Annotated in this window: 18 protein-coding genes; 4 read left to right on the top strand and 14 right to left on the bottom strand. The window is 62.4% G+C overall.

Annotated features, from left to right (window positions below):
• The first annotated feature begins 9 nt into the window (after positions 1–9).
• Both G455_RS0102590 and G455_RS0102585 read left to right on the top strand, forming a co-directional pair.
• Positions 10–780, top strand: coding sequence for an SDR family NAD(P)-dependent oxidoreductase (locus tag G455_RS0102590; protein WP_028092246.1), 771 nt, complete (start codon positions 10–12; stop codon positions 778–780).
• A 10-nt stretch (positions 781–790) separates the two neighbouring features.
• Positions 791–1,573, top strand: a complete 783-nt coding sequence (locus G455_RS0102585; RefSeq protein WP_028092245.1) for an SDR family oxidoreductase — start codon at positions 791–793, stop codon at positions 1,571–1,573.
• Here the strand turns inward: G455_RS0102585 and G455_RS23170 are convergent.
• From G455_RS23170 to G455_RS0102555, 6 genes are all read right to left on the bottom strand, one after another.
• Complete coding sequence (locus tag G455_RS23170; protein ID WP_084436964.1) at positions 1,501–2,547, bottom strand: amidohydrolase family protein; 1,047 nt, start codon at positions 2,545–2,547, stop codon at positions 1,501–1,503. The two genes, G455_RS0102585 and G455_RS23170, sit on opposite strands and share 73 nt — an antisense overlap.
• 14 nt (positions 2,548–2,561) lie before the next feature.
• Positions 2,562–3,428 carry an acyl-CoA thioesterase gene (locus G455_RS0102575; RefSeq protein WP_028092244.1) on the bottom strand — a complete coding sequence of 289 codons (867 nt, stop codon included), beginning with the start codon at positions 3,426–3,428 and terminating at the stop codon, positions 2,562–2,564.
• The gene (locus G455_RS0102570) at positions 3,425–5,407 is read right to left on the bottom strand and encodes an acetoacetate--CoA ligase (RefSeq protein WP_028092243.1); all 1,983 of its coding nucleotides are present in this window, start codon (positions 5,405–5,407) and stop codon (positions 3,425–3,427) included. The genes G455_RS0102575 and G455_RS0102570 overlap by 4 nt, the downstream gene beginning before the upstream one ends.
• The gene (locus G455_RS0102565; protein ID WP_035365918.1) at positions 5,404–6,645 is read right to left on the bottom strand and encodes a serine hydrolase domain-containing protein; all 1,242 of its coding nucleotides are present in this window, start codon (positions 6,643–6,645) and stop codon (positions 5,404–5,406) included. The genes G455_RS0102570 and G455_RS0102565 overlap by 4 nt, the downstream gene beginning before the upstream one ends.
• A gap of 159 nt (positions 6,646–6,804) precedes the next feature.
• Positions 6,805–7,566, bottom strand: a complete 762-nt coding sequence (locus G455_RS0102560) for an enoyl-CoA hydratase/isomerase family protein (protein ID WP_028092241.1) — start codon at positions 7,564–7,566, stop codon at positions 6,805–6,807.
• Positions 7,566–8,039, bottom strand: a complete 474-nt coding sequence (locus tag G455_RS0102555; protein ID WP_028092240.1) for a winged helix-turn-helix transcriptional regulator — start codon at positions 8,037–8,039, stop codon at positions 7,566–7,568. The genes G455_RS0102560 and G455_RS0102555 overlap by 1 nt, the downstream gene beginning before the upstream one ends.
• A gap of 107 nt (positions 8,040–8,146) precedes the next feature.
• On the opposite strand from G455_RS0102555, the gene G455_RS0102550 reads away from it, so the two are divergent.
• Together G455_RS0102550 and G455_RS0102545 are read left to right on the top strand one after the other, a co-directional pair.
• A complete protein-coding gene (locus G455_RS0102550; RefSeq protein WP_028092239.1) occupies positions 8,147–8,755 on the top strand; it encodes a glutathione S-transferase family protein in 609 nt (202 codons plus the stop codon).
• A 20-nt stretch (positions 8,756–8,775) separates the two neighbouring features.
• A complete protein-coding gene (locus G455_RS0102545) occupies positions 8,776–9,378 on the top strand; it encodes a 2-hydroxychromene-2-carboxylate isomerase (protein WP_028092238.1) in 603 nt (200 codons plus the stop codon).
• 16 nt (positions 9,379–9,394) lie between these two features.
• Here the strand turns inward: G455_RS0102545 and G455_RS0102540 are convergent, their stop codons facing one another.
• The 8 genes from G455_RS0102540 to G455_RS0102505 all read right to left on the bottom strand — a co-directional run bounded on the left by G455_RS0102540 (position 9,395) and on the right by G455_RS0102505 (position 17,394).
• Complete coding sequence (locus tag G455_RS0102540) at positions 9,395–10,096, bottom strand: ABC transporter ATP-binding protein (RefSeq protein WP_028092237.1); 702 nt, start codon at positions 10,094–10,096, stop codon at positions 9,395–9,397.
• A gap of 5 nt (positions 10,097–10,101) precedes the next feature.
• Positions 10,102–10,893, bottom strand: a complete 792-nt coding sequence (locus tag G455_RS0102535) for an ABC transporter ATP-binding protein (RefSeq protein WP_154664322.1) — start codon at positions 10,891–10,893, stop codon at positions 10,102–10,104.
• Positions 10,890–12,173 (bottom strand): branched-chain amino acid ABC transporter permease, encoded by a 1,284-nt coding sequence (locus G455_RS0102530; protein WP_028092235.1) that lies wholly within the window; start codon positions 12,171–12,173, stop codon positions 10,890–10,892. Before G455_RS0102530 ends, G455_RS0102535 begins: the two co-directional genes overlap by 4 nt.
• The gene (locus G455_RS0102525; protein WP_028092234.1) at positions 12,170–13,126 is read right to left on the bottom strand and encodes a branched-chain amino acid ABC transporter permease; all 957 of its coding nucleotides are present in this window, start codon (positions 13,124–13,126) and stop codon (positions 12,170–12,172) included. Before G455_RS0102525 ends, G455_RS0102530 begins: the two co-directional genes overlap by 4 nt.
• A gap of 94 nt (positions 13,127–13,220) precedes the next feature.
• Positions 13,221–14,468 (bottom strand): branched-chain amino acid ABC transporter substrate-binding protein, encoded by a 1,248-nt coding sequence (locus G455_RS0102520; protein ID WP_028092233.1) that lies wholly within the window; start codon positions 14,466–14,468, stop codon positions 13,221–13,223.
• A 423-nt stretch (positions 14,469–14,891) separates the two neighbouring features.
• Positions 14,892–15,680 carry an IclR family transcriptional regulator gene (locus G455_RS0102515; protein ID WP_028092232.1) on the bottom strand — a complete coding sequence of 263 codons (789 nt, stop codon included), beginning with the start codon at positions 15,678–15,680 and terminating at the stop codon, positions 14,892–14,894.
• A gap of 4 nt (positions 15,681–15,684) precedes the next feature.
• Positions 15,685–16,716 carry a phosphotransferase family protein gene (locus G455_RS0102510; protein WP_028092231.1) on the bottom strand — a complete coding sequence of 344 codons (1,032 nt, stop codon included), beginning with the start codon at positions 16,714–16,716 and terminating at the stop codon, positions 15,685–15,687.
• 18 nt (positions 16,717–16,734) lie between these two features.
• Positions 16,735–17,394 (bottom strand): histidine phosphatase family protein, encoded by a 660-nt coding sequence (locus tag G455_RS0102505; protein ID WP_028092230.1) that lies wholly within the window; start codon positions 17,392–17,394, stop codon positions 16,735–16,737.
• Positions 17,395–17,396 lie beyond the last annotated feature (2 nt).

The raw sequence follows: 17,396 nt of genomic DNA, 5'->3' as shown, positions 1-17,396 counted from the left end.
AATACCCGCATGAATTTATTCGACCTTTCCGGCAAAGTCGCGCTGCTGACCGGCGCGTCAAAGGGCATGGGGCAGCAGATGGCGACGGCACTGGCCGAACAGGGCGCCACCGTGGTGATCTCAGCCCGCAAGCAGGACCGGCTGGACCAGGCCGCAGCCGAGATCAACGCCGCTGTGGGGGCTGAGCGCGCCATTCCGGTGGCCTGCAACGTCGGCTACAAGGATCAGCTTGCCGCGCTGGTAGACACCGCGCGCGCCAAGGCGGGGCCGATCGACATCGTGGTGGGCAATGCCGGGGTGAACCCCTATTACGGCCCGACCTCGGAAATCCCGGACGAGGCTTATGAAAAGACCATGAAGGCCAACGTCCAGTCGAACCTCTGGCTGGCGCAACTGGTGGCGCCGGACATGGCGGCCAAGGGCACGGGGTCAATGATGTTCACCGCCTCCGTCGGGGCGTTCAAACCCTCGCTGACGCTGGGCACCTATGGCATGTCCAAACTGGCTCTGATCGGTCTGGTGCGCAATCTGGCCGCGGAATTCGGCCCCAAGGGCATCCGCGTCAACGCCATCTGCCCTGGACTGATCCGCACCGATTTTGCCCGCGAGCTGTGGGACAAGCCTGAGGTCGCAGCCAAGATCACCGCCGAGATCCCGCTGCGGCGTCTTGGCGAACCGGGAGATTTCAAAGGCTTGGCGGTCTTTCTTGCCTCAGACGCCAGCCGTTACATGACTGGCCAGGCGCTGACCGTCTGCGGCGGGTCGAACATGTGGGCATAAGGAGCAGAGCATGGATATCAAGGACAAGATCGTCGTCGTCACCGGGGCGGCCAGCGGCATCGGCGCCGCATTGGCCCAACGTTTCGCCCAGGCCGGCGCCAAATGCGTGGTTTGCGCTGATCTGAACCTCGCCGGGGCCGAGAAGGTGGCGGAAGAGATCGGCGGCGTCGCCATGGGCTGCAACGTCGGGATCGAGGCCGAGATCGCCAGCCTGATCGACAAGGTCGAGGCCGAAATCGGGCCGATTGACCTGTTCTGTTCGAACGCCGGCATCCTGATGATCGGCGGCGTCGAGGTGCCGAATGACGATTGGCAGCGGATCTGGGATATCAACGTCATGGCCCATGTCTGGGCCGCACGCCATCTGGTGCCGCGGATGACCGCGCGCGGCGGTGGCTATCTGCTGAACACCGCCTCTGCCGCCGGACTGCTGAATCAGGTGGGATCGGCACCCTATGGTGTCACCAAACACGCCGCCGTGGGCCTGGCCGAGTGGTTGGCGCTGACCTATGGCGATCAGGGCATCAAGGTGTCGGTGCTCTGCCCGCAGGCGGTGCGGTCCGAGATGACCCGGGGCCACGAGGAGGGCGTTGCCGCCATGGACGGCATGCTGGCTCCCGAGGTGGTGGCAGAGGCCTGCCTCAAGACCATCGAGGCAGAGACCTTCCTAGTGTTGCCGCATCCGGAGGTGCTGGACTACATGCGGCTGAAGACGGCCGATTACGACCGTTGGATCGGCGGCATGCGCAAGCTCAACCGGCGCTTTGGCGGCCGGGTCGAAGGCAAATCATAAACCCGTCGCGCGGTGCCCGCGAACAGGGCATCGCGCGCCTCCTCGTCGTAATCGGCGGCGATCTTCTTGAACCCGTTCCACAGCACCGGATAGGAAATCGCGGTACGGTCGACCGGGAAATTGCTTTCGAACATGCAACGATCGGCACCGAAACAGCCGATCATGTGCTGATACCACGCGCCTTGCGCCGCGACGAAGTCGTCCGAGCTGGGCGGCCGCTCGGCCTCAAGCCAGCCCCAGCCATTGTCCGGCATCGCCAGACCGCCCAGCTTGGCGAAGACATTCGGGCAGGCGGCGAGTGCCTCCATATCCTTTTGCCACCTTGCAAAGATCGCCTCGCGCTGGCCGGCGAAACGACCGACGCCAAGCGGCGTGCCGAAATGATCGAGGATGATTGTCGTCCCCGGCACCGCTTTCACCAGATCGAGGAAATCATCGGCCTGATGATGATAGTGCCAAGTGTCATAGGTCAGCCCGCGGGCACCCAGCCGCGCCAGACCGCGACGAAAATCGGGATCGGCATAAAGCCCCGGCGCGCCACGCCCGGGGATCGCCAGGACATCCGGTTCCGGATCGCAGGCGCCGGCATGGCGGATCCCCCTAACCAACCCCTGCCCGGCTGCCAGATGCGCATCCAGCACCGCATCCAGATCGGGATCGCGCAGATCGGCAAAAGCCACGATGCCGCAGATCTGCGCCGGGTCGTCTTCCGTCTGCCGCGCCATTTCGGCCACCCGCCTGGTTTCGCCCACCGAGGCGAAGCGTTCCTCTCCGCTCTTGTCGTAATAGGATCGGCATTCGATATAGACCGTCTGCACCACATTGTGCCCGGCCTGGGTATCGGCGCGCAATTGGTCCAGTTCGTACCCCGCGCCGCCACGCTGCCACAGGTGATGATGCGGATCGACGATTTCGCGCTCTGGGTCGATCACCTCTTCCTGCACCTGCGCAAGCCAATCCTCGCGCAGCTCCATGCCCGGTCTCCAGGTCATTTTGGCGTATAGGGGCGCATCAGCCCCTCCTGTGCGACGCTGGCGACCAGCTTGCCCTCCTGGGTATAGATCATGCCCCGGTTGAATCCGCGTCCGCCGCCGGTAAAGGGGGCGTCCATCGAATAAAGATGCCAGTCCTCCAGCCGGATCGGCGCATGGAACCACATCGAATGATCCAGGCTCGCGGTCATCACATCGCCGGTAAACCAGGTCAGCCCATGCGGTCGCAGCGAGGACCCCAGAAGATACATGTCCGAAGCATAGGCCAGCAGACAATGCTGTATCGCCTCGCTGGTGCCGGCAGCGGCCTGCATCCGGAACCAGACCTGATTGCGGTCGTCGGCGGGCTTCGGCGCAATCACGTCGCGCGGCTCGACCTCGCGGATCTCAATCGGACGCGGGCGCTGGAAATCACTGCGCAGATTTTCGGGGATCCGGTCGACCCATTGATCGCGGAACTCTTCGCGGTTCAGCAGCCCCTCAGGGCCCGCAACCTGCGGCATCTCGTGCTGATAATCCCAGCCCTCTTCCCTCACCTGAAACGAGGCCGACATGTTGAAGATCTGCTTGCCGTGCTGGATCGCCACCACCCGCCGGGTGGTGAAACTGCCGCCGTCGCGGGCCCGGTCGACCTGATAGATCACCGGGATCGCAGGATCGCCCGGCCGGATGAAATAGGCATGCAGCGAATGGCACGGCCGGTCGGGCACGGTGCGATAGGCGGCCGCCAGGGCCTGGGCGATCACATGGCCGCCAAAGATCCGTTTCGAGGTCTCACCACCGGTGCCGATCCCCCGGAAGAGATCGACCTCGAGTTGTTCGATATCGAGAAGGTTCAACAGCTCTGCCGCGACATCGCTCATGACCCGACCCGATCTGCATCTTGCGCGGTGCGAGCCTCGGCATAGGCGATGAAGGGGTCGAAACTGTCGGGGTTCGCCATGGAATCCCGGTTCACCACGGTTTCGGCCTTGGCCCCCAGCAGCAGTTTCTTCACCGGCACCTCCAGCTTCTTGCCCGACAGGGTGCGCGGGATCTCGGCAACCTGGATGATCTCGTTCGGAATGAACCGTGCCGAAATCGCGCTACGGATCGCGCTGTTGATCTTGTCTTTCATGGCGTCGTCCAGCCCCTGCCCCGGCGCCAGCACCACGAAAAGCGGCATGAAGCTGTCGCGGCCCAGGAACTCGAGATCGACGACCATGGAGTCCAGAACCTCCTCCAGCCCCTCGACCGCGCGATAGATCTCGGACGATCCCAGCCGCAGCCCCTTGCGGTTGATGGTGGCATCTGACCGGCCATAGATCACCGCGCCGCCATCGGGCGTGATCTCGATCCAGTCGCCATGGCGCCAGATGCCGGGATAGGTATCGAAATAACTATCGTGCAGCCGCGCGCCGTCCTCGTCGCCCCAGAAATAGAGCGGCATCGACGGCAAGGGTTCGGTACAGACCAGTTCGCCCACCTCGCCGATCAGCTCATTGCCCTGATCGTCATAGGCGCGCACCGCATTGCCAAGGGCGCGGCACTGCATCTCTCCCGCGCGGACCGGCAGCATCGGGTTGCCGCAAACGAAGGCGCCGGCCAGATCGGTCCCGCCCGAGATCGGCGCCAGCCAGATATCGCGATCGACCGCATCGTAAATCCAGTCGTAGCCGTCCGACGTCAAAGGTGATCCGGTGGTGCCGAGCGACCGTAGGGCGCTGAGGTCCAGCACCTCGCGCGGACGAATGCCGGCCTTGATGCAAACGGTGATATAGGCGGCGCCGACCCCGAGATAGGTCAGCTTCTCATCCGCCGCATATTGCCAGAGCGCCAGCATGTCGGGCTGGTTCGGCGCCCCGTCGAACAGGGCCAGCGTGGCGCCCTGCCCCAGCGCATTCAATTGCGAGTTCCACATGATCCAGCCCGAGGAGGTCAGCCAGCAGAACCGGTCCCTGTCGGTCAGATCCTGATGCAGCGATTGCTTGACGCCTTCCAGGATGATGCCGCCATGGCCGTGGACGATGGGTTTCGGGTTACCCGTGGTGCCCGAGGAATAGACGATCCACAGCGGATGGTCGAATTCCACCTGTTCATAGATCGGGGCGACGGTATCGCCAGTCAGATCGTCCCAGCCGATCATGCCCTCGGGCAGATCGCCCACCACTGGCAGCATCACCCGATGCTCCAGCGTCGGAAGGCCCGCGAAAATCTCGGCCAGCACCTCGCGCCGGTCGATCATCTTGCCGGCGTGGACATAGCCGTCCTGCGCCACGATCAGCTTGGGTTCGATCTGGCGGAAGCGGTCGAGGATCGCGACATGGCCCATGTCGGGGGCGCAAAGCGACCAGATGGCACCGATGCTGGTGGCGGCAAGACAGGCGATGATGGCATGTTCGGTGTTGGGCAGGATGGCGACCACGCGGTCGCCCTTGCCCACCCCCAGCGCACGAAAACGCGCGGCGACGCTGGCGACCTGACCGGACAGCTCTCCCCAGGTCATTTCCTTCCTCGGGAAGGTCTCGGACTTGACGATCAGCGCCTGGGCATCGGGCTTGTCATTGGCGGCGCGCAGCATCGCCTCGGCAAAGTTCAGACGCGCCCCGGGGCCCCAGACGGCGCCGGGCATCTTGCGCTCGGCCAGCATCTTTTCGGGCTTCACGCTGGCGGGAATGTCGAAAAACTCCCAGATCGCCCACCAGAAGCTTTCCAGATCGGTCACGCTCCAATGCCACAGCGCGTCATAATCGGCGAAGGTCAGGCCGTGCTTGTCTTCGAGAAAGCGGATGAACTGCGCCATGCGGGTGGCATCGGCGCGGGCTTGGGTCGGGGTCCAGAGGACGGGATGTTCCGCGCTCATGCAACGATGGCCCCATGCAGCAGGGCCTTGAGTTCGGCGCGGCTCGGGTAAGAGCTGGACGGGGCAAGCTGGGTGAAGAACACCACAGAGACGTCCAGCACCCGGTCGATCCAGAAGAAGGTCGAGGCCATGCCGCCCCAGGAGAAATCTCCCGGATTGCTGGGCACTGCGGTTCGCCCCGGTTCAAGAACCACAGAACCGCCGATGCCGAAGCCCATGCCCTCCATCGGCTGTTCCGCAAAGCTGGGCTGCCCCATCGAGGCGATATCACCAGGCAGATGATTGCGCATCATGAAGGCAAGCGTCGAGGGGCTGAGGATGCGCCCCCCTGCCGCCATCCCGCCGGAGCGGAGCATTTCGGCGAATTTCATGTAATCGTCGATGGTGCCGACAAGACCGCCGCCGCCGGAATAAAGCGTGGTGATCTCGAAGGGCGATTTACCGGCCTGATCGGTCAGCCGCAGGCTGTCGCCACCCGCCTCCGCCGCATTCAGCGCCATCGCGTCCCCCACGAGCGGCGTATAGAGCGAGGCAAAGCGATCGCCGGCACCTTCCGGCACGCGAAAGCCGGTCTCGGTCATGCCGAGGGGGGCGAAAATCTCCTCTTCGAAGAACTGCGCCAGCGACTTGCCCGAAGCGATCTCGACCACCCGGCCAAGGATGTCGATGCCGACGGAATATTCCCAGCTCGTCCCGGGTTGGAACGACAGGGGCAGCGCCGCCGCCCTGTCAGCCTCTTCGGCCAGAGTGCCGCGATGCGGTTTGAACAGGATGTCCTGTTCGTCCATCGCCTTGGCCAGAACGCCCGGGTTGAACGGATAGCTCATGCCGCTGGTATGGGTGGCAAGCTGCTGCAATGTCGGCGCGCTGCTGGGTTCGGTCTGGTCGATCCGCGTGGCGCCGGGGATCAGCGCCTGCATGTCCTTGAAGGCGGGGATGAACTCGGACACCGGAGTGCTCAGTGAAAACAGCCCGCGTTCGATCAGCATCATCAGAGCCACCGAGGTGACCGGTTTGGTCATCGAATAGATCCGCGCCAGCGTGTCACGGGTGAACGGCTGCGCCTGCTCGACGCTGCGCTGACCGGTGGCGTTGAAATAGACCTCGTCACCGCCGCGCGCGATCAGGATCGAACTGCCGGGATATTTCCGGTCGGTGACATAGCCGTCCATCCAGTCGGCGATACGCGCCAGACGGGCCGGATCGAAACCGCGATCTTGCGGTTTTGCCTTTTGCATGAAGTAGTTCCCCCCTTGATACCGGCAGCGGCCCTGCCGGCCAGGCAATCTTTTCCTGCGCGGGTCCTCCCCCGCGCCCGGCCATCTGACTGCGATTCCCGAAGGATGTCGAGCCGCCTGCGCGACCTATTCGCGCAAGCGACGTGACGACACGTCACTTCAGCCGATCATACGCCGCATGGCATCGCGCGTCTGCGCATTAAACCAGCCGTCCTGCGGTGCCTTTGCGTCTTCGAGGATGGCCGCCTCGATTGCGGCAACCGCGGGTTCGCGGATCTGACGCTTGACCGCGGCATAAGCAATCGACGGCAGTTGTGCGAGCTTGCGCGCCTCCTCGATCGCGCGTGCCAGCACCGCATCCCCACCGTCCTCCAACACATCGACAAGGCCGATGTCGCGGGCATGATCGACGGCGATGGGCTGGCCGGTCTGCATCAGCCGGCGCAGCGCATTGGGATCGAGCATGGCGCGGGCGATCTCCATCGGCCCCACCGGGAAATCGACGCCAACGCGGATTTCGGCCAGGCCGAAACTGGCGCGCGGGCCCGCCACGCGGAAGTCCGATGCCAGCACGAAGAACAGCCCGCCGGCGATCGCCGCCCCGTTGACCGCCACCACCACCGGCTTGGCGAAGGTGAAAAGCCGCAGAAAGCCCAGGTTCAGCGCCTCGACGATCGCAAACTCCTGGGTCAGATCGAAGCCCTGCGCCTCTTTCAGGTCGAGCCCGGCGGAGAACACCTTGAAACCGCTGGAGATCACCACGGCGCGCACGTCTTCATCCGCCTCCAGCCGGTCAAGAAGCGCGGCAAACCCCATCAGGAAGCCCGGGCTCAGCGCATTGACCGGGCTGCGGGACAGGCGGATTTCGGTGATCCCCTCACCATGGTCGGTCAGGATCAGTTCAGAGAGTGTATCGGTCATCAGTTGCCCTCGGTCCGGCGGTGTCGTTCAGCTTGAAATTCAGGGCTGATTTCGGCCCGCACATCCCGCGCCGTCAAGGGGGCACCGCAGCCCGGGCAGACCAGTTGCGGCGCAAACCGTGCCCCGCAGGCGATGTGCACCAGCCGCACCCCGGCCCCACCCAGCCATTTTTCGCCCCAGCCGTGCAGCACCATGATCAGCGGCCAAAGCTCCAACCCCTTGTCCGTCAACAAATATTCATGGCGCAGCGGGCTCAGGCTGTAGCGATGTCGGGCCAGAATACCGTCCTGACACATCCGTTTCAGCCGCAAGCTGAGGATATGGGGCGATGCACCGGTGGTTCTTTGGAAATCGTCGAACCGCCGGGTGCCCAGGAAGGCCTCGCGCAGGATCATCAGCACCCAGGGGTCGCCGACGCGTTCGATCGCGCGGGAAACCGGGCAATGGCTTCGGGCCAGATCGGATAGCGCCACGTTGACTCCCTTCAAAATGTGAAGCTACGGTATCGGAGAGGATGGAGCGCTGTCAATTTCGTCTATCGGAACCGACCGCGGCATGGGACTTGAGGGAGAGACGACCAATGAAACTCTATTACGCGCAGAACACCCGCGCGGTGCGGATCGCCTGGCTGCTGGAAGAGCTGGGACTGCCCTATGAGATCGAGAAATTCCAACTGGGCAGCCCGGACATGCGTAGCCCGGACTATCGCAAAATCCACCCCATGGGCCGGGTGCCAGCGCTGGAGGATGGCGATATCACCCTGTTCGAAAGCGGCGCCATCGTGCAATGGGTGCTGGCGGTTCATGGCAACGGCCGACTGCAACCGACTGTGGGAACGAAGGAATTCGCCCAATATCTGCAATGGTTCCACTATTGCGAAGGCATGATCATGCCGCCGATCAACACCATCGTGGTGGAAACCATCCTGCTGCCGCCCGAGCGCCGCAACGAAGCCAACGCCAAACGTGCGATCAAGCTGTTGTCGCAGATGCTGACAGCGGTCGAGACGCATATGGAAGGGCGGGATTATCTGGCCGGCGATTTCTCTGCCGCCGATATCATGACCGGCCATTCCGTCACCGTTTCGCGCGAGATGCTGAAGCTCGATTTCTCGACCCTGCCCAATCTCAGCGCCTATGCCGACCGGTTGCTGGCCCGTCCGGCGTTGCAAAAAGCCTGGCGCCTGTGATCAACGAAGGGAGGAACGTCATGCAAGAGATAGAATTTCTATATGATTTCGTCAGCAACAACTCTTATCTGGTGCACCGCGTCCTGCCCGATCTGGCACGGCGGCACGGGGCGCGGATCCGCTATAGGCCGATCTTTCTCGGCGGGCTCTTCAAGGCGACTGGCAACCAGCCGCCTTTCATCGCCTTCCGTGACGTTCCGGCCAAGCTGGCCCACCACAACCGGGAGATCGAGCGCTTCGTGGCGCGTCATGCGATCCCCTATCACATGAGCCCCTATTTCCCGCTGAACACGCTGCCCGTGCTGCGCGGCGCCATCGCCGCACAGGGTAAGCCCTGGGAGACGACCTATATCGACGCCTTCTTCAATGCGATGTGGGTGCATGGCCAGCAGATCGACCGGCCCGAGGTGATCGAGGATATCCTGACCGAGGCAGGCCTGCCCAAGGCCGAAATCCTTGCGGCGATGGCGGATCCGCAGATCAAGGCGGCGCTGACCGCCGGCACCGATCAGGCGGTCAGCCGCGGCGTTTTCGGGGCGCCGACCCTTTTCCTCGGAGAGGAGATGTTCTTCGGCAAGGACAGCCTGCCCGATCTGGAATATGCCCTGACCGGACAGGCCTGAAACTTTCAGGGGTGGCTCAGACCTCGAGCCACTCCTTGCGCACATCCTCGCGTTCGCGCAGCTCGGCCGGGGTGCCTTCAAACACCACATGGCCGTGGCCCATAACATAGACCCGATGGGCGATATCCAGCGCGATCGACAGCTTCTGTTCCACCAGCAGCGTGGAGATGCCGCGCCGGGCGATCTCCTGCAGCAGCTCTGCCACCTTCTGGGTCATCTGCGGCGACAGGCCTTCAGTCGGCTCGTCGATCATGATGAAATCCGGATCGCCCATCAGAGTGCGGCACATGGTCAACATCTGCTGTTCGCCGCCCGACATCACCGTCGCCTCGACATCGGCGCGACGGTCGAGGTTTTCGAACATGTCGAACATGTCCTGCATCTTCCACCGTCCCTGACCGTCCTTCTGCCCGGGCTTCAGCCCCAGCATCAGGTTCTGCCGTGTGGTCAGCCCCTTGAAGATATCGCGGTTCTCCGGAACGTAGCCAATGCCGAGCTTGGAGATCTCATAGGCTTTCTTGCCGGCAACCTCCTGCCCCTTGAACTTGACCGAGCCGCGCGGCTCGACCTCGCCCATGATGGCCTTGCAGGTGGTCGATCGGCCAACGCCGTTGCGGCCCAGAAGGGCAACGATCTCGCCTTCCTCGATCTGCATATTGACGCCCTGCAGGATATGAGATTTCCCATAAAACGCATGAAGATCAGTAACTTCCAGCATGCTCATCAGTGGTCCGCCTCCAGAACCGCGCCCAGATAGGCCTCTTGCACCTTGGGATTGGCGCGCACCTCTTCAGGGGTGCCCGTTGCGATGATCTCGCCATAGACCAGGACGGAGATCCGATCGGCCAGGCCAAAGACCACCCCCATGTCATGTTCCACCATCACCAGGGTCTTGTTCTCAGTCACCCTGCGGATCAGATCCATGATGTAATCGGTTTCCGAATGGCTCATGCCGGCGGTGGGTTCGTCCAGCATGATGACATTGGCGCCCCCCGCGATGGTGATCCCGATCTCGAGCGCGCGCTGTTCGGCATAGGATAGAACGCCTGCCGGCAGATCGCGGCGGTTGGTCAGGTTGATCTGCTCCAGGATCTCCTCGGCCGCATGGGTCAGGGCGCGGGACCGATTGACCATGTTCCAGAAGGAATAGCGGTATCCCTGCGCCCAGAGCAGCGAACAACGGACGTTTTCGAACACGCTCATCTTCGGGAAGATGTTGGTGATCTGGAACGACCGCGACAGCCCCATGCGGTTGATCTGGAACGGTGCGAGCCCGGCCAGATCGTGACCGTGCAGTCGTACCGTCCCCGAGGTCGGCGGAAACCGCCCGGTGATCAGGTTGAAGAGCGTGGATTTCCCCGCCCCGTTCGGCCCGATGACCGCATGGCGTTCCCCGGCCCCGATCGACAGGTTGACGCCGCGCATGATCTCGGCCTTGCCGAAGCTCTTGCGCAGATCCTCGATCTGCAACGCCGGCGTAGCGGTAGACAAACCGGATTGGGTCATCGCGTTCATGCCACACCTCCGTTCGGGGTATTGGCCTCGTGCCAGGCATCAGCCAGCTCGGGGGCATTGCGTTTGGCCAGCCAGAAGCCTCCGGCGGCGGTCAACAGGCAGATCGCAATCGGCAGGACGCTGTGGCTGTCGAAGGAGATCCAGTAAAGGCTCATCTCGTTTTCTCCCAAGGCCGCGTGACGCAGGTGATAGAGGATTTCCATCCCCCCCGCCGTGCCCAGCAGGCCGATCAGCGCCGGCAGCAGCGTCTTGACATAGGGCCGCAACAGAAGCCGCGCCTTGCCCAGACGGAACGGCAGGGTGTGCATCATGATCACGCCAGCCAGGCCGCCGGGAAAGAACATCACCGTGGCGACGAAGAGCAGGCCCAGATAAAGCTGCCAGATCTCGGTCTGAAGGCTCAGCACCGATTGCAGCAGGGTGAAGACGATCGCGCCGAGGATGGGCCCGAAGAAGAACCCGACGCCCCCAAGGAAGGTGATCAACAGGATCGACCCCGATTGCACCAGGTTCAGGTTCTCCTCGGTCACGATCTCATAGTTGATGGCGAAGAGCCCGCCGGCGATCCCGGCGAAGAACCCGGCCGCCACGAAGGAGAAGAACCGCACCCAACGGGAGGAATACCCAAGAAATTCCGCACGTTCCGGATTATCGCGCACGGCATTTGCCATCCGCCCGACCGGGGTGCGGGAAAACAGGTACATCAACAGCGCCGACAGGACCAACCAGAAGGCGGTCAGGTAATAGACCTCGATCTGATGCAGGAATTCGATGCCGAAGACCGGCGGCCCCATGGTGCGGTCACCGCTGACGCCCTCTTCACCTCCGAAGAAGGCCACGATGATGACAGAACAGGCGGCGATCAGCTCGCCCACGCCCAGAGAGATCATCGCGAAGATGGTGCCGGCCTTGCGGGTCGAGAAGGACCCGATGATCATCGCCACCCCCATGCCGAACAGCCCGCCGAAGATCGGCAGAACCGGCAGCGGAATGGGCAGAGAATAATCCTCGATATAGTTCATGAAATGGACGCACATGAAGCCGCCCATGCCCATATAGACCGCATGGCCGAAGGACAGCATGCCGCCCTGCCCCAGAAGCATGTTGTAGGACAGCGCGAAGACGATGGTGATCGCCATCTGGTTCATGATGGTGATCGCGCTGTTCGAGGTGAAGACCTGCGGCATCACCAGCAGAAACAGCGACCCGATGAGCCAGGGCAGTGCGCCGCCCAGGGTGATCAGCCGCGGTTGGGAAGAATGGAGGGTCGTATCGGTCATGCGTCACGCTTTCCAAACAGGCCATAGGGACGGAACACCAGGATCAGGACCATCAGCAAATAAGGCAGGATGTCCGCCACCTGCGGCGAGGTCAGGGTCCAGACGTCACGCAGCAGGCTTTCGCTCATGTCGACAGGCTTGTGGAAGCCGATCCAGCTCAGGAAATCTTCCATCCTGAGGGTATAGGCCTTGGCGAATGTGGTGATCCAGCCGATCAGCAACGAGGCAACCAGCGCGCCCGAAAGCGACCCCAGGCCACCGATCACGATGGTGACGAAGACGATCGACCCCAGAACCACGGCCATGCCCGGGAAGGTGGACAGCACGGGCCCGGCGATCACCCCGGCGACACCGGCCAGCGCAGTGCCGACCCCGAAGACACCCATGAAGACCAGCGGCACATTGTGCCCCAGCGCTTCGACCGTGCGCGGATAGCTCAGCGCGGCCTGGATCACCATGCCGACCCGTGTGCGCGTCAGCACGAACAACAGGCCGATGAAAATCCCCACGGAAATGAAGATCATGAAGACCTTATAGGCCGGGATCGCATTGCCGGCGATCGAGAAGGCCGAAAACTGAAGGATTTCGGGCACCGTATAGGGCATCTGATCCTTGCCCCAGATGAATTGCACCAACTCTTCGATCAGCAGCGCCAGCCCGAAGGTGAAGATCAGTTCGGGCACATGCCCGTATTGGTGCACACGTCTGAGCCCGTAGCGTTCGACCAGCGCCCCCAGAAGGCCGACGATCACCGGCGCGATCAGCAAGCCCATCCAGAAGCCCAGGAACAGGCTGATCTGATAGGCGAAATACGCGCCCAGCATGTAAAAGCTCGCATGTGCGAAATTCAGTACGCCCATCATCGAAAAGATCAGCGTCAGCCCTGCGGACAGCATGAATAGCAACAGTCCGGTAACCAGCCCGTCGATCAGATTGACGAGTATAAGCTCCATACCCTTTCCCCCTGCTGAAAAAGGTTGTGATTTTTGTCTTGAAAACCTGGCGGGCGCCTCGTCCATTGATGGGGACGAGGCGCCGAAGCAGCGATTAGGGCCGCTTCATCTTGCAGGTCGTCGGGCTGTCGGCAGAGGCCATTTCGACCTTGTGCTCCAGCAAGACGCCATACCCGGAATTGTCGTAATCGTAGGTGATGCCTTCGTTGGTATGCACGAGGACATTGATGTCCTGGATCGCCTGGTGGTCTTCCGGCCGGATATAGACCTTGCCGCCCCACATGCTTTCGTAGGTCATCCCCTCGAGCGCATGCGCCACGGCGACGACATCATCAGCGGTGCCCGCCTCGTTGATCGCATTGGCCAGCATGTCGACGGTGTTGAAGATCCGCGGCATGTCGATGTTGCCTTCGGGATACCGGGCACGGAACCCGTCATAGACTTCCTTGGCGCGATCGCTGTAGGGCGGGTTCACCTGCCCCTCCGAAATCAGGCGGATACTGCCCTTGCCAGACTCGCCGAAGGCGGCAGTGATGCCTGAGCCCGCGGCGTAATAGGTATAGATCGGGCCCTTGAAGCCGTTTTCGATCACCGCCTTGCCAAGGCCCAGCATGTCCGATCCCCAGTTACCGGTGATCACCGCATCGGCGCCCGAGGAAACCACCTTGCGGGCATAGGGGGTGAAATCCTTGACCTTGCCGATCGGGTGCAGTTCGTTGCCGACGATTTCGATATCGGGACGTTTCTCGCCCAGCATCGAGACGGCGGCGGCGGCCACGGCCTTGCCGAAGCCATAGTCCTGACCGATGATATAGACCTTCTTGATGTCCGGGTTCTGGGCGATCACATCGGTCAGCGCGTCCATCTTGATGTCGCTGTTGGCATCAAGACGGAAATGCCAGAAATTGCATTTATCGTTGGTCAGCACCGGATCGACGGCAGCATAATTCAGAAACAGTACCCGGTTGTCGGGGTTGCGCCTGTTGTGTTTTTCGATTGCCTCGGTGAGCGCATTGGCCACGCCCGAGGAATTGCCCTGCACCACATAGTGGATGCCCTGGTCGATGGCGACCTGAAGCTGGATCAACGACTCTTTCGGGCTGACCTTGTTGTCGAAGGCCACGATCTCGAACTTCCTCCCATCGAGCACGCCCCCGTTCTTGTTCACCAGCTCGTCAGCGGCGAATTCATATTGCTTCAGCCCGTTGCTGCCGGTGCTGGCAAAGGGGCCTGACAGCGGGTCGATAAAGGCGATTTTGACATTCTCTGCTGCAGCGGCTGCACTGACGATGCACGACAGCGCAAGCGCGGCGCTAACGCCGTACTTGATAGATTTGCGCATATTTCTCCTCCCTAAGAGAACCCGGCAATCTTGCGCGATATGGCGCCGGGTCTGTTCTCGAGCCTCGCACATAACGAGGCAAAGTCAAGCTTTGCTGTGGCTGCACAAACACTGAAATTGCGCCCGGGAAACTGCTGAAAGAACAGGCATTTTCAGTTCATGTCTACGACAAAACCGGGGCGTTTCCAGACCACGGCCTAGGTGGTCGGAATACTTAGATTTCATACAGTTTTGGGGCGTTTTTTACGCCTTGGGCATCCGATGTCGGCGGCGGCTCCAAGGGGGACAGGGCAGCTCCGCAAAACCCTGCGCGCGGGCCCAGTCGGCGAAAAGTGACGTAGGGTCCTTTGGGAGCGAAACAGAGCTATTTCTTTCGCTGTGCAGAACTCAGTTCCGCCCCCTAACTGCGATTCCCGCGGCCTTTCACTCCCGCAGGCTGAGTTGCCGCCCCGCCTCGATCAACCTTGGGGCGTAATAGGTCTCAAGCTGTTTCTTTTTCACATGGAAGGCAGGGCCGCCGACATTGAGCCCATAGATCCGCGACCCGTTCAGCGAGAACACCGGCACCGCGATGCCGTTCACATCGCCACGCCAGTCGCCATAGCCGCTGCAATAGCCCTGAGCCTCGTATTCCGCCTTGGCCTGGGCGAAATCCGCCCGGCGCTGTTCATCGCCTTCCGGATCGCAGCGCGCGGCCTCCTCGAACCAATAATCGCGCTGATCCTCGGGTGTGCCGACCAGGATCGCCCGCCCGACGGCCGAGCGGAACAGCGGCAGGCGCGATCCCACATGCATGGTCAGCGCCACATCCTCGCGCGAGCGGTGGACCGCGACATAGATCACCTCATCGCGGTAACGCTCTCCCAATGCGGCAGTGATATAGGAATTGGGCCCGTCGCGCAGTTCACGTAAAAGCTCCCGCGCGCGTTCGTCAACATCCATGCCGGCCAGAACGCCGAAGCCCAGATTCAGCACCCCCGCCCCCAGCCGATAGCTGCCGTTGCGCGGATCGGCGACCAGATATTCCAGCACGCACAGCGTGTGGGTCAGCCGTGACACCGTTGGTTTCGGCAGCCCGGTGCGTTCCGAGATATCGGTATTGGTCAGCGAAATCTCGTTGCGCCGAAAGCAGCGCAGCACGTCCAACCCCCGCGCCAGCGCAGTGACGAAGTTGCGGTCCTTGTCTTCCTCCAGCTCGGGGGCGGCATCCATGATCCTATCCTCGCTCCAATGCCGCCAGCCCGTGTTCGGCGAACATCGGCACATAGCGGCCCAATTTCATGGCCCGTTCAGGGTTCGAGGCATTGCCGTCGATGGCGCGCTTTAGCACCCCTTGGATAATCCCCGCCATGCGGAAGAAGCAAAACGCCAGATAAAAGCCGAAATTGTCGATCTTCTCCAATCCGCGCCGCTCGCAATACTTGGCGATGAACTCTTCATCCGTCGGCAGACCAAGAGCGGCACGATCGACACCGGCCAGGCCACGCCCCTCGGTCCCCGGGGGCATCTGCCATTGCATGATGACGGCAGCCAGATCGGCATAAGGATGCCCGATGGTCGACAATTCCCAATCCAGGATGCCGATACATTGCGCGCTGTCCTTGGCGAATATCATGTTGTCGATCCGGTAATCGCCATGCACCAGCGTGCGCTGGCCGTCCTCGGCCGGGATCGCGGCAGACAAGGCCTCGATCAGCTTGTCCATCGCCGGCACCACCTCGGTCTCAGAGGCGCGGTATTGTTTCGACCAACGGCCCACCTGGCGTTCGAAGTAATTGCCCTCTGGGCCATAATCGGCCAGTCCCACGGCGTCGATGTCGACCATATGCATCTCGGCCAGCACGCGGTTCATCTCGTCGATGACGGCGCTGCGGGTGGCGTTCTGCTCGCCCTCCATCAGCGGATCGGCGAAATTGCGGCCATCGAGGAAATCCATCACATAGAAGGCCGAGCCGATGACACTGTCGTCCTCGCACAGCAGATGCATCTTGGCGACCGGCACCTTCGACCCCTGCAGCGCCTTTTGCACCCGGTATTCGCGATCCACCGCATGGGCCGATTTCAGCAGCACCCCCATGGGCTTGCGGCGCAGAACGTATTTGCGCGCAGGCGTGGTCAGCAGGAAGGTCGGGTTCGATTGGCCGACGTTGAACTTCTTGGCCTCCAGCGGCCCTTCATAGCCGGGAAGATTGGCGCGCAGATAAGCATCCACCGCGTCGAGATCGAGTGTCAGGGACGAATTGGTCATCGGTCCTCCTCAGCTTGCTCAGCTATAGGTCAGCAGCTTTGCGGCCTCGGGGCCGACAAACTGCGGGGTCGTATTGAATTCATGCAGGAAAAAGCGGTGGCCGGCAAAGATGAACCGCGACATCGAGGTGTTCTTGATCTGCAGGTTCAGCGCGATCATCTGATCGGGCGGCGCCTTCAGGCTGGTCGCGACCAACTGGCCGATCGCCCCGCCCGAGCTGACGACCAGCACCCGTTCGGCTGCCGTATCGGTGGAAAACGCCCGCGCCGCCTCGACCCGCCGGGCGAACTGGGCATAGGTTTCCGCCGCCCCCACCAGCCCGCCGCCCTGCCAGTCGAGAATGACCTCACGCAGGGTGCGAAAATGGGTCTTTCGATCGTCGCGCACCGGATCGGGCACCGCGCCACCAAAGCGCACGGCCAGCAGATCGTGGAAGTCGTATTCGTTCCAGCCCGAATGCTCCTCTGCCACGCCATCGAAGCCCATCGCCGCCAGCGTTTCGCGCTGGCGGTCGAGGGTGCCGCAGATCAGCCGGTCAGGCAGCCAGCCGGCGGCGCGCAGGGCATCGCCCGCCAGCACCGCCTGCTGCCGTCCCAGATCGCTCAGCCGGTCATAGCTGCCGGCATCGCCGGCGCCGAAAGACGCCTGGCCATGCCGGACCACAATCAGCTCGGCCATGC

Origin of the sequence: Pseudodonghicola xiamenensis DSM 18339 (assembly GCF_000429365.1) — a bacterium.
Classification (GTDB): Bacteria; Pseudomonadota; Alphaproteobacteria; order Rhodobacterales; family Rhodobacteraceae; genus Pseudodonghicola; species Pseudodonghicola xiamenensis.
The sequence above is the reverse complement of the archived record's forward strand: the minus strand, read 5'-3'. Positions and strand labels throughout refer to the sequence as shown.

Bases quoted from the DNA above. Each gene is read 5' to 3' on its own strand.
- G455_RS0102510 (WP_028092231.1), bottom strand. From the start codon at position 16,716: ATGACCAATTCGTCCCTGACACTCGATCTCGACGCGGTGGATGCTTAT.
- G455_RS0102505 (WP_028092230.1), bottom strand. From the start codon at position 17,394: ATGGCCGAGCTGATTGTGGTCCGGCATGGCCAGGCGTCTTTCGGCGCC.
- G455_RS0102575 (WP_028092244.1), bottom strand. From the start codon at position 3,428: ATGAGCGATGTCGCGGCAGAGCTGTTGAACCTTCTCGATATCGAACAA.
- G455_RS0102525 (WP_028092234.1), bottom strand. From the start codon at position 13,126: ATGGAGCTTATACTCGTCAATCTGATCGACGGGCTGGTTACCGGACTG.
- G455_RS0102550 (WP_028092239.1), top strand. From the start codon at position 8,147: ATGAAACTCTATTACGCGCAGAACACCCGCGCGGTGCGGATCGCCTGG.
- G455_RS0102585 (WP_028092245.1), top strand. From the start codon at position 791: ATGGATATCAAGGACAAGATCGTCGTCGTCACCGGGGCGGCCAGCGGC.
- G455_RS0102520 (WP_028092233.1), bottom strand. From the start codon at position 14,468: ATGCGCAAATCTATCAAGTACGGCGTTAGCGCCGCGCTTGCGCTGTCG.
- G455_RS0102535 (WP_154664322.1), bottom strand. From the start codon at position 10,893: ATGAACGCGATGACCCAATCCGGTTTGTCTACCGCTACGCCGGCGTTG.
- G455_RS0102545 (WP_028092238.1), top strand. From the start codon at position 8,776: ATGCAAGAGATAGAATTTCTATATGATTTCGTCAGCAACAACTCTTAT.
- G455_RS0102515 (WP_028092232.1), bottom strand. From the start codon at position 15,680: ATGGATGCCGCCCCCGAGCTGGAGGAAGACAAGGACCGCAACTTCGTC.
- G455_RS0102560 (WP_028092241.1), bottom strand. From the start codon at position 7,566: ATGACCGATACACTCTCTGAACTGATCCTGACCGACCATGGTGAGGGG.
- G455_RS0102540 (WP_028092237.1), bottom strand. From the start codon at position 10,096: ATGCTGGAAGTTACTGATCTTCATGCGTTTTATGGGAAATCTCATATC.
- G455_RS23170 (WP_084436964.1), bottom strand. From the start codon at position 2,547: ATGGAGCTGCGCGAGGATTGGCTTGCGCAGGTGCAGGAAGAGGTGATC.
- G455_RS0102565 (WP_035365918.1), bottom strand. From the start codon at position 6,645: ATGCAAAAGGCAAAACCGCAAGATCGCGGTTTCGATCCGGCCCGTCTG.
- G455_RS0102590 (WP_028092246.1), top strand. From the start codon at position 10: ATGAATTTATTCGACCTTTCCGGCAAAGTCGCGCTGCTGACCGGCGCG.
- G455_RS0102530 (WP_028092235.1), bottom strand. From the start codon at position 12,173: ATGACCGATACGACCCTCCATTCTTCCCAACCGCGGCTGATCACCCTG.
- G455_RS0102570 (WP_028092243.1), bottom strand. From the start codon at position 5,407: ATGAGCGCGGAACATCCCGTCCTCTGGACCCCGACCCAAGCCCGCGCC.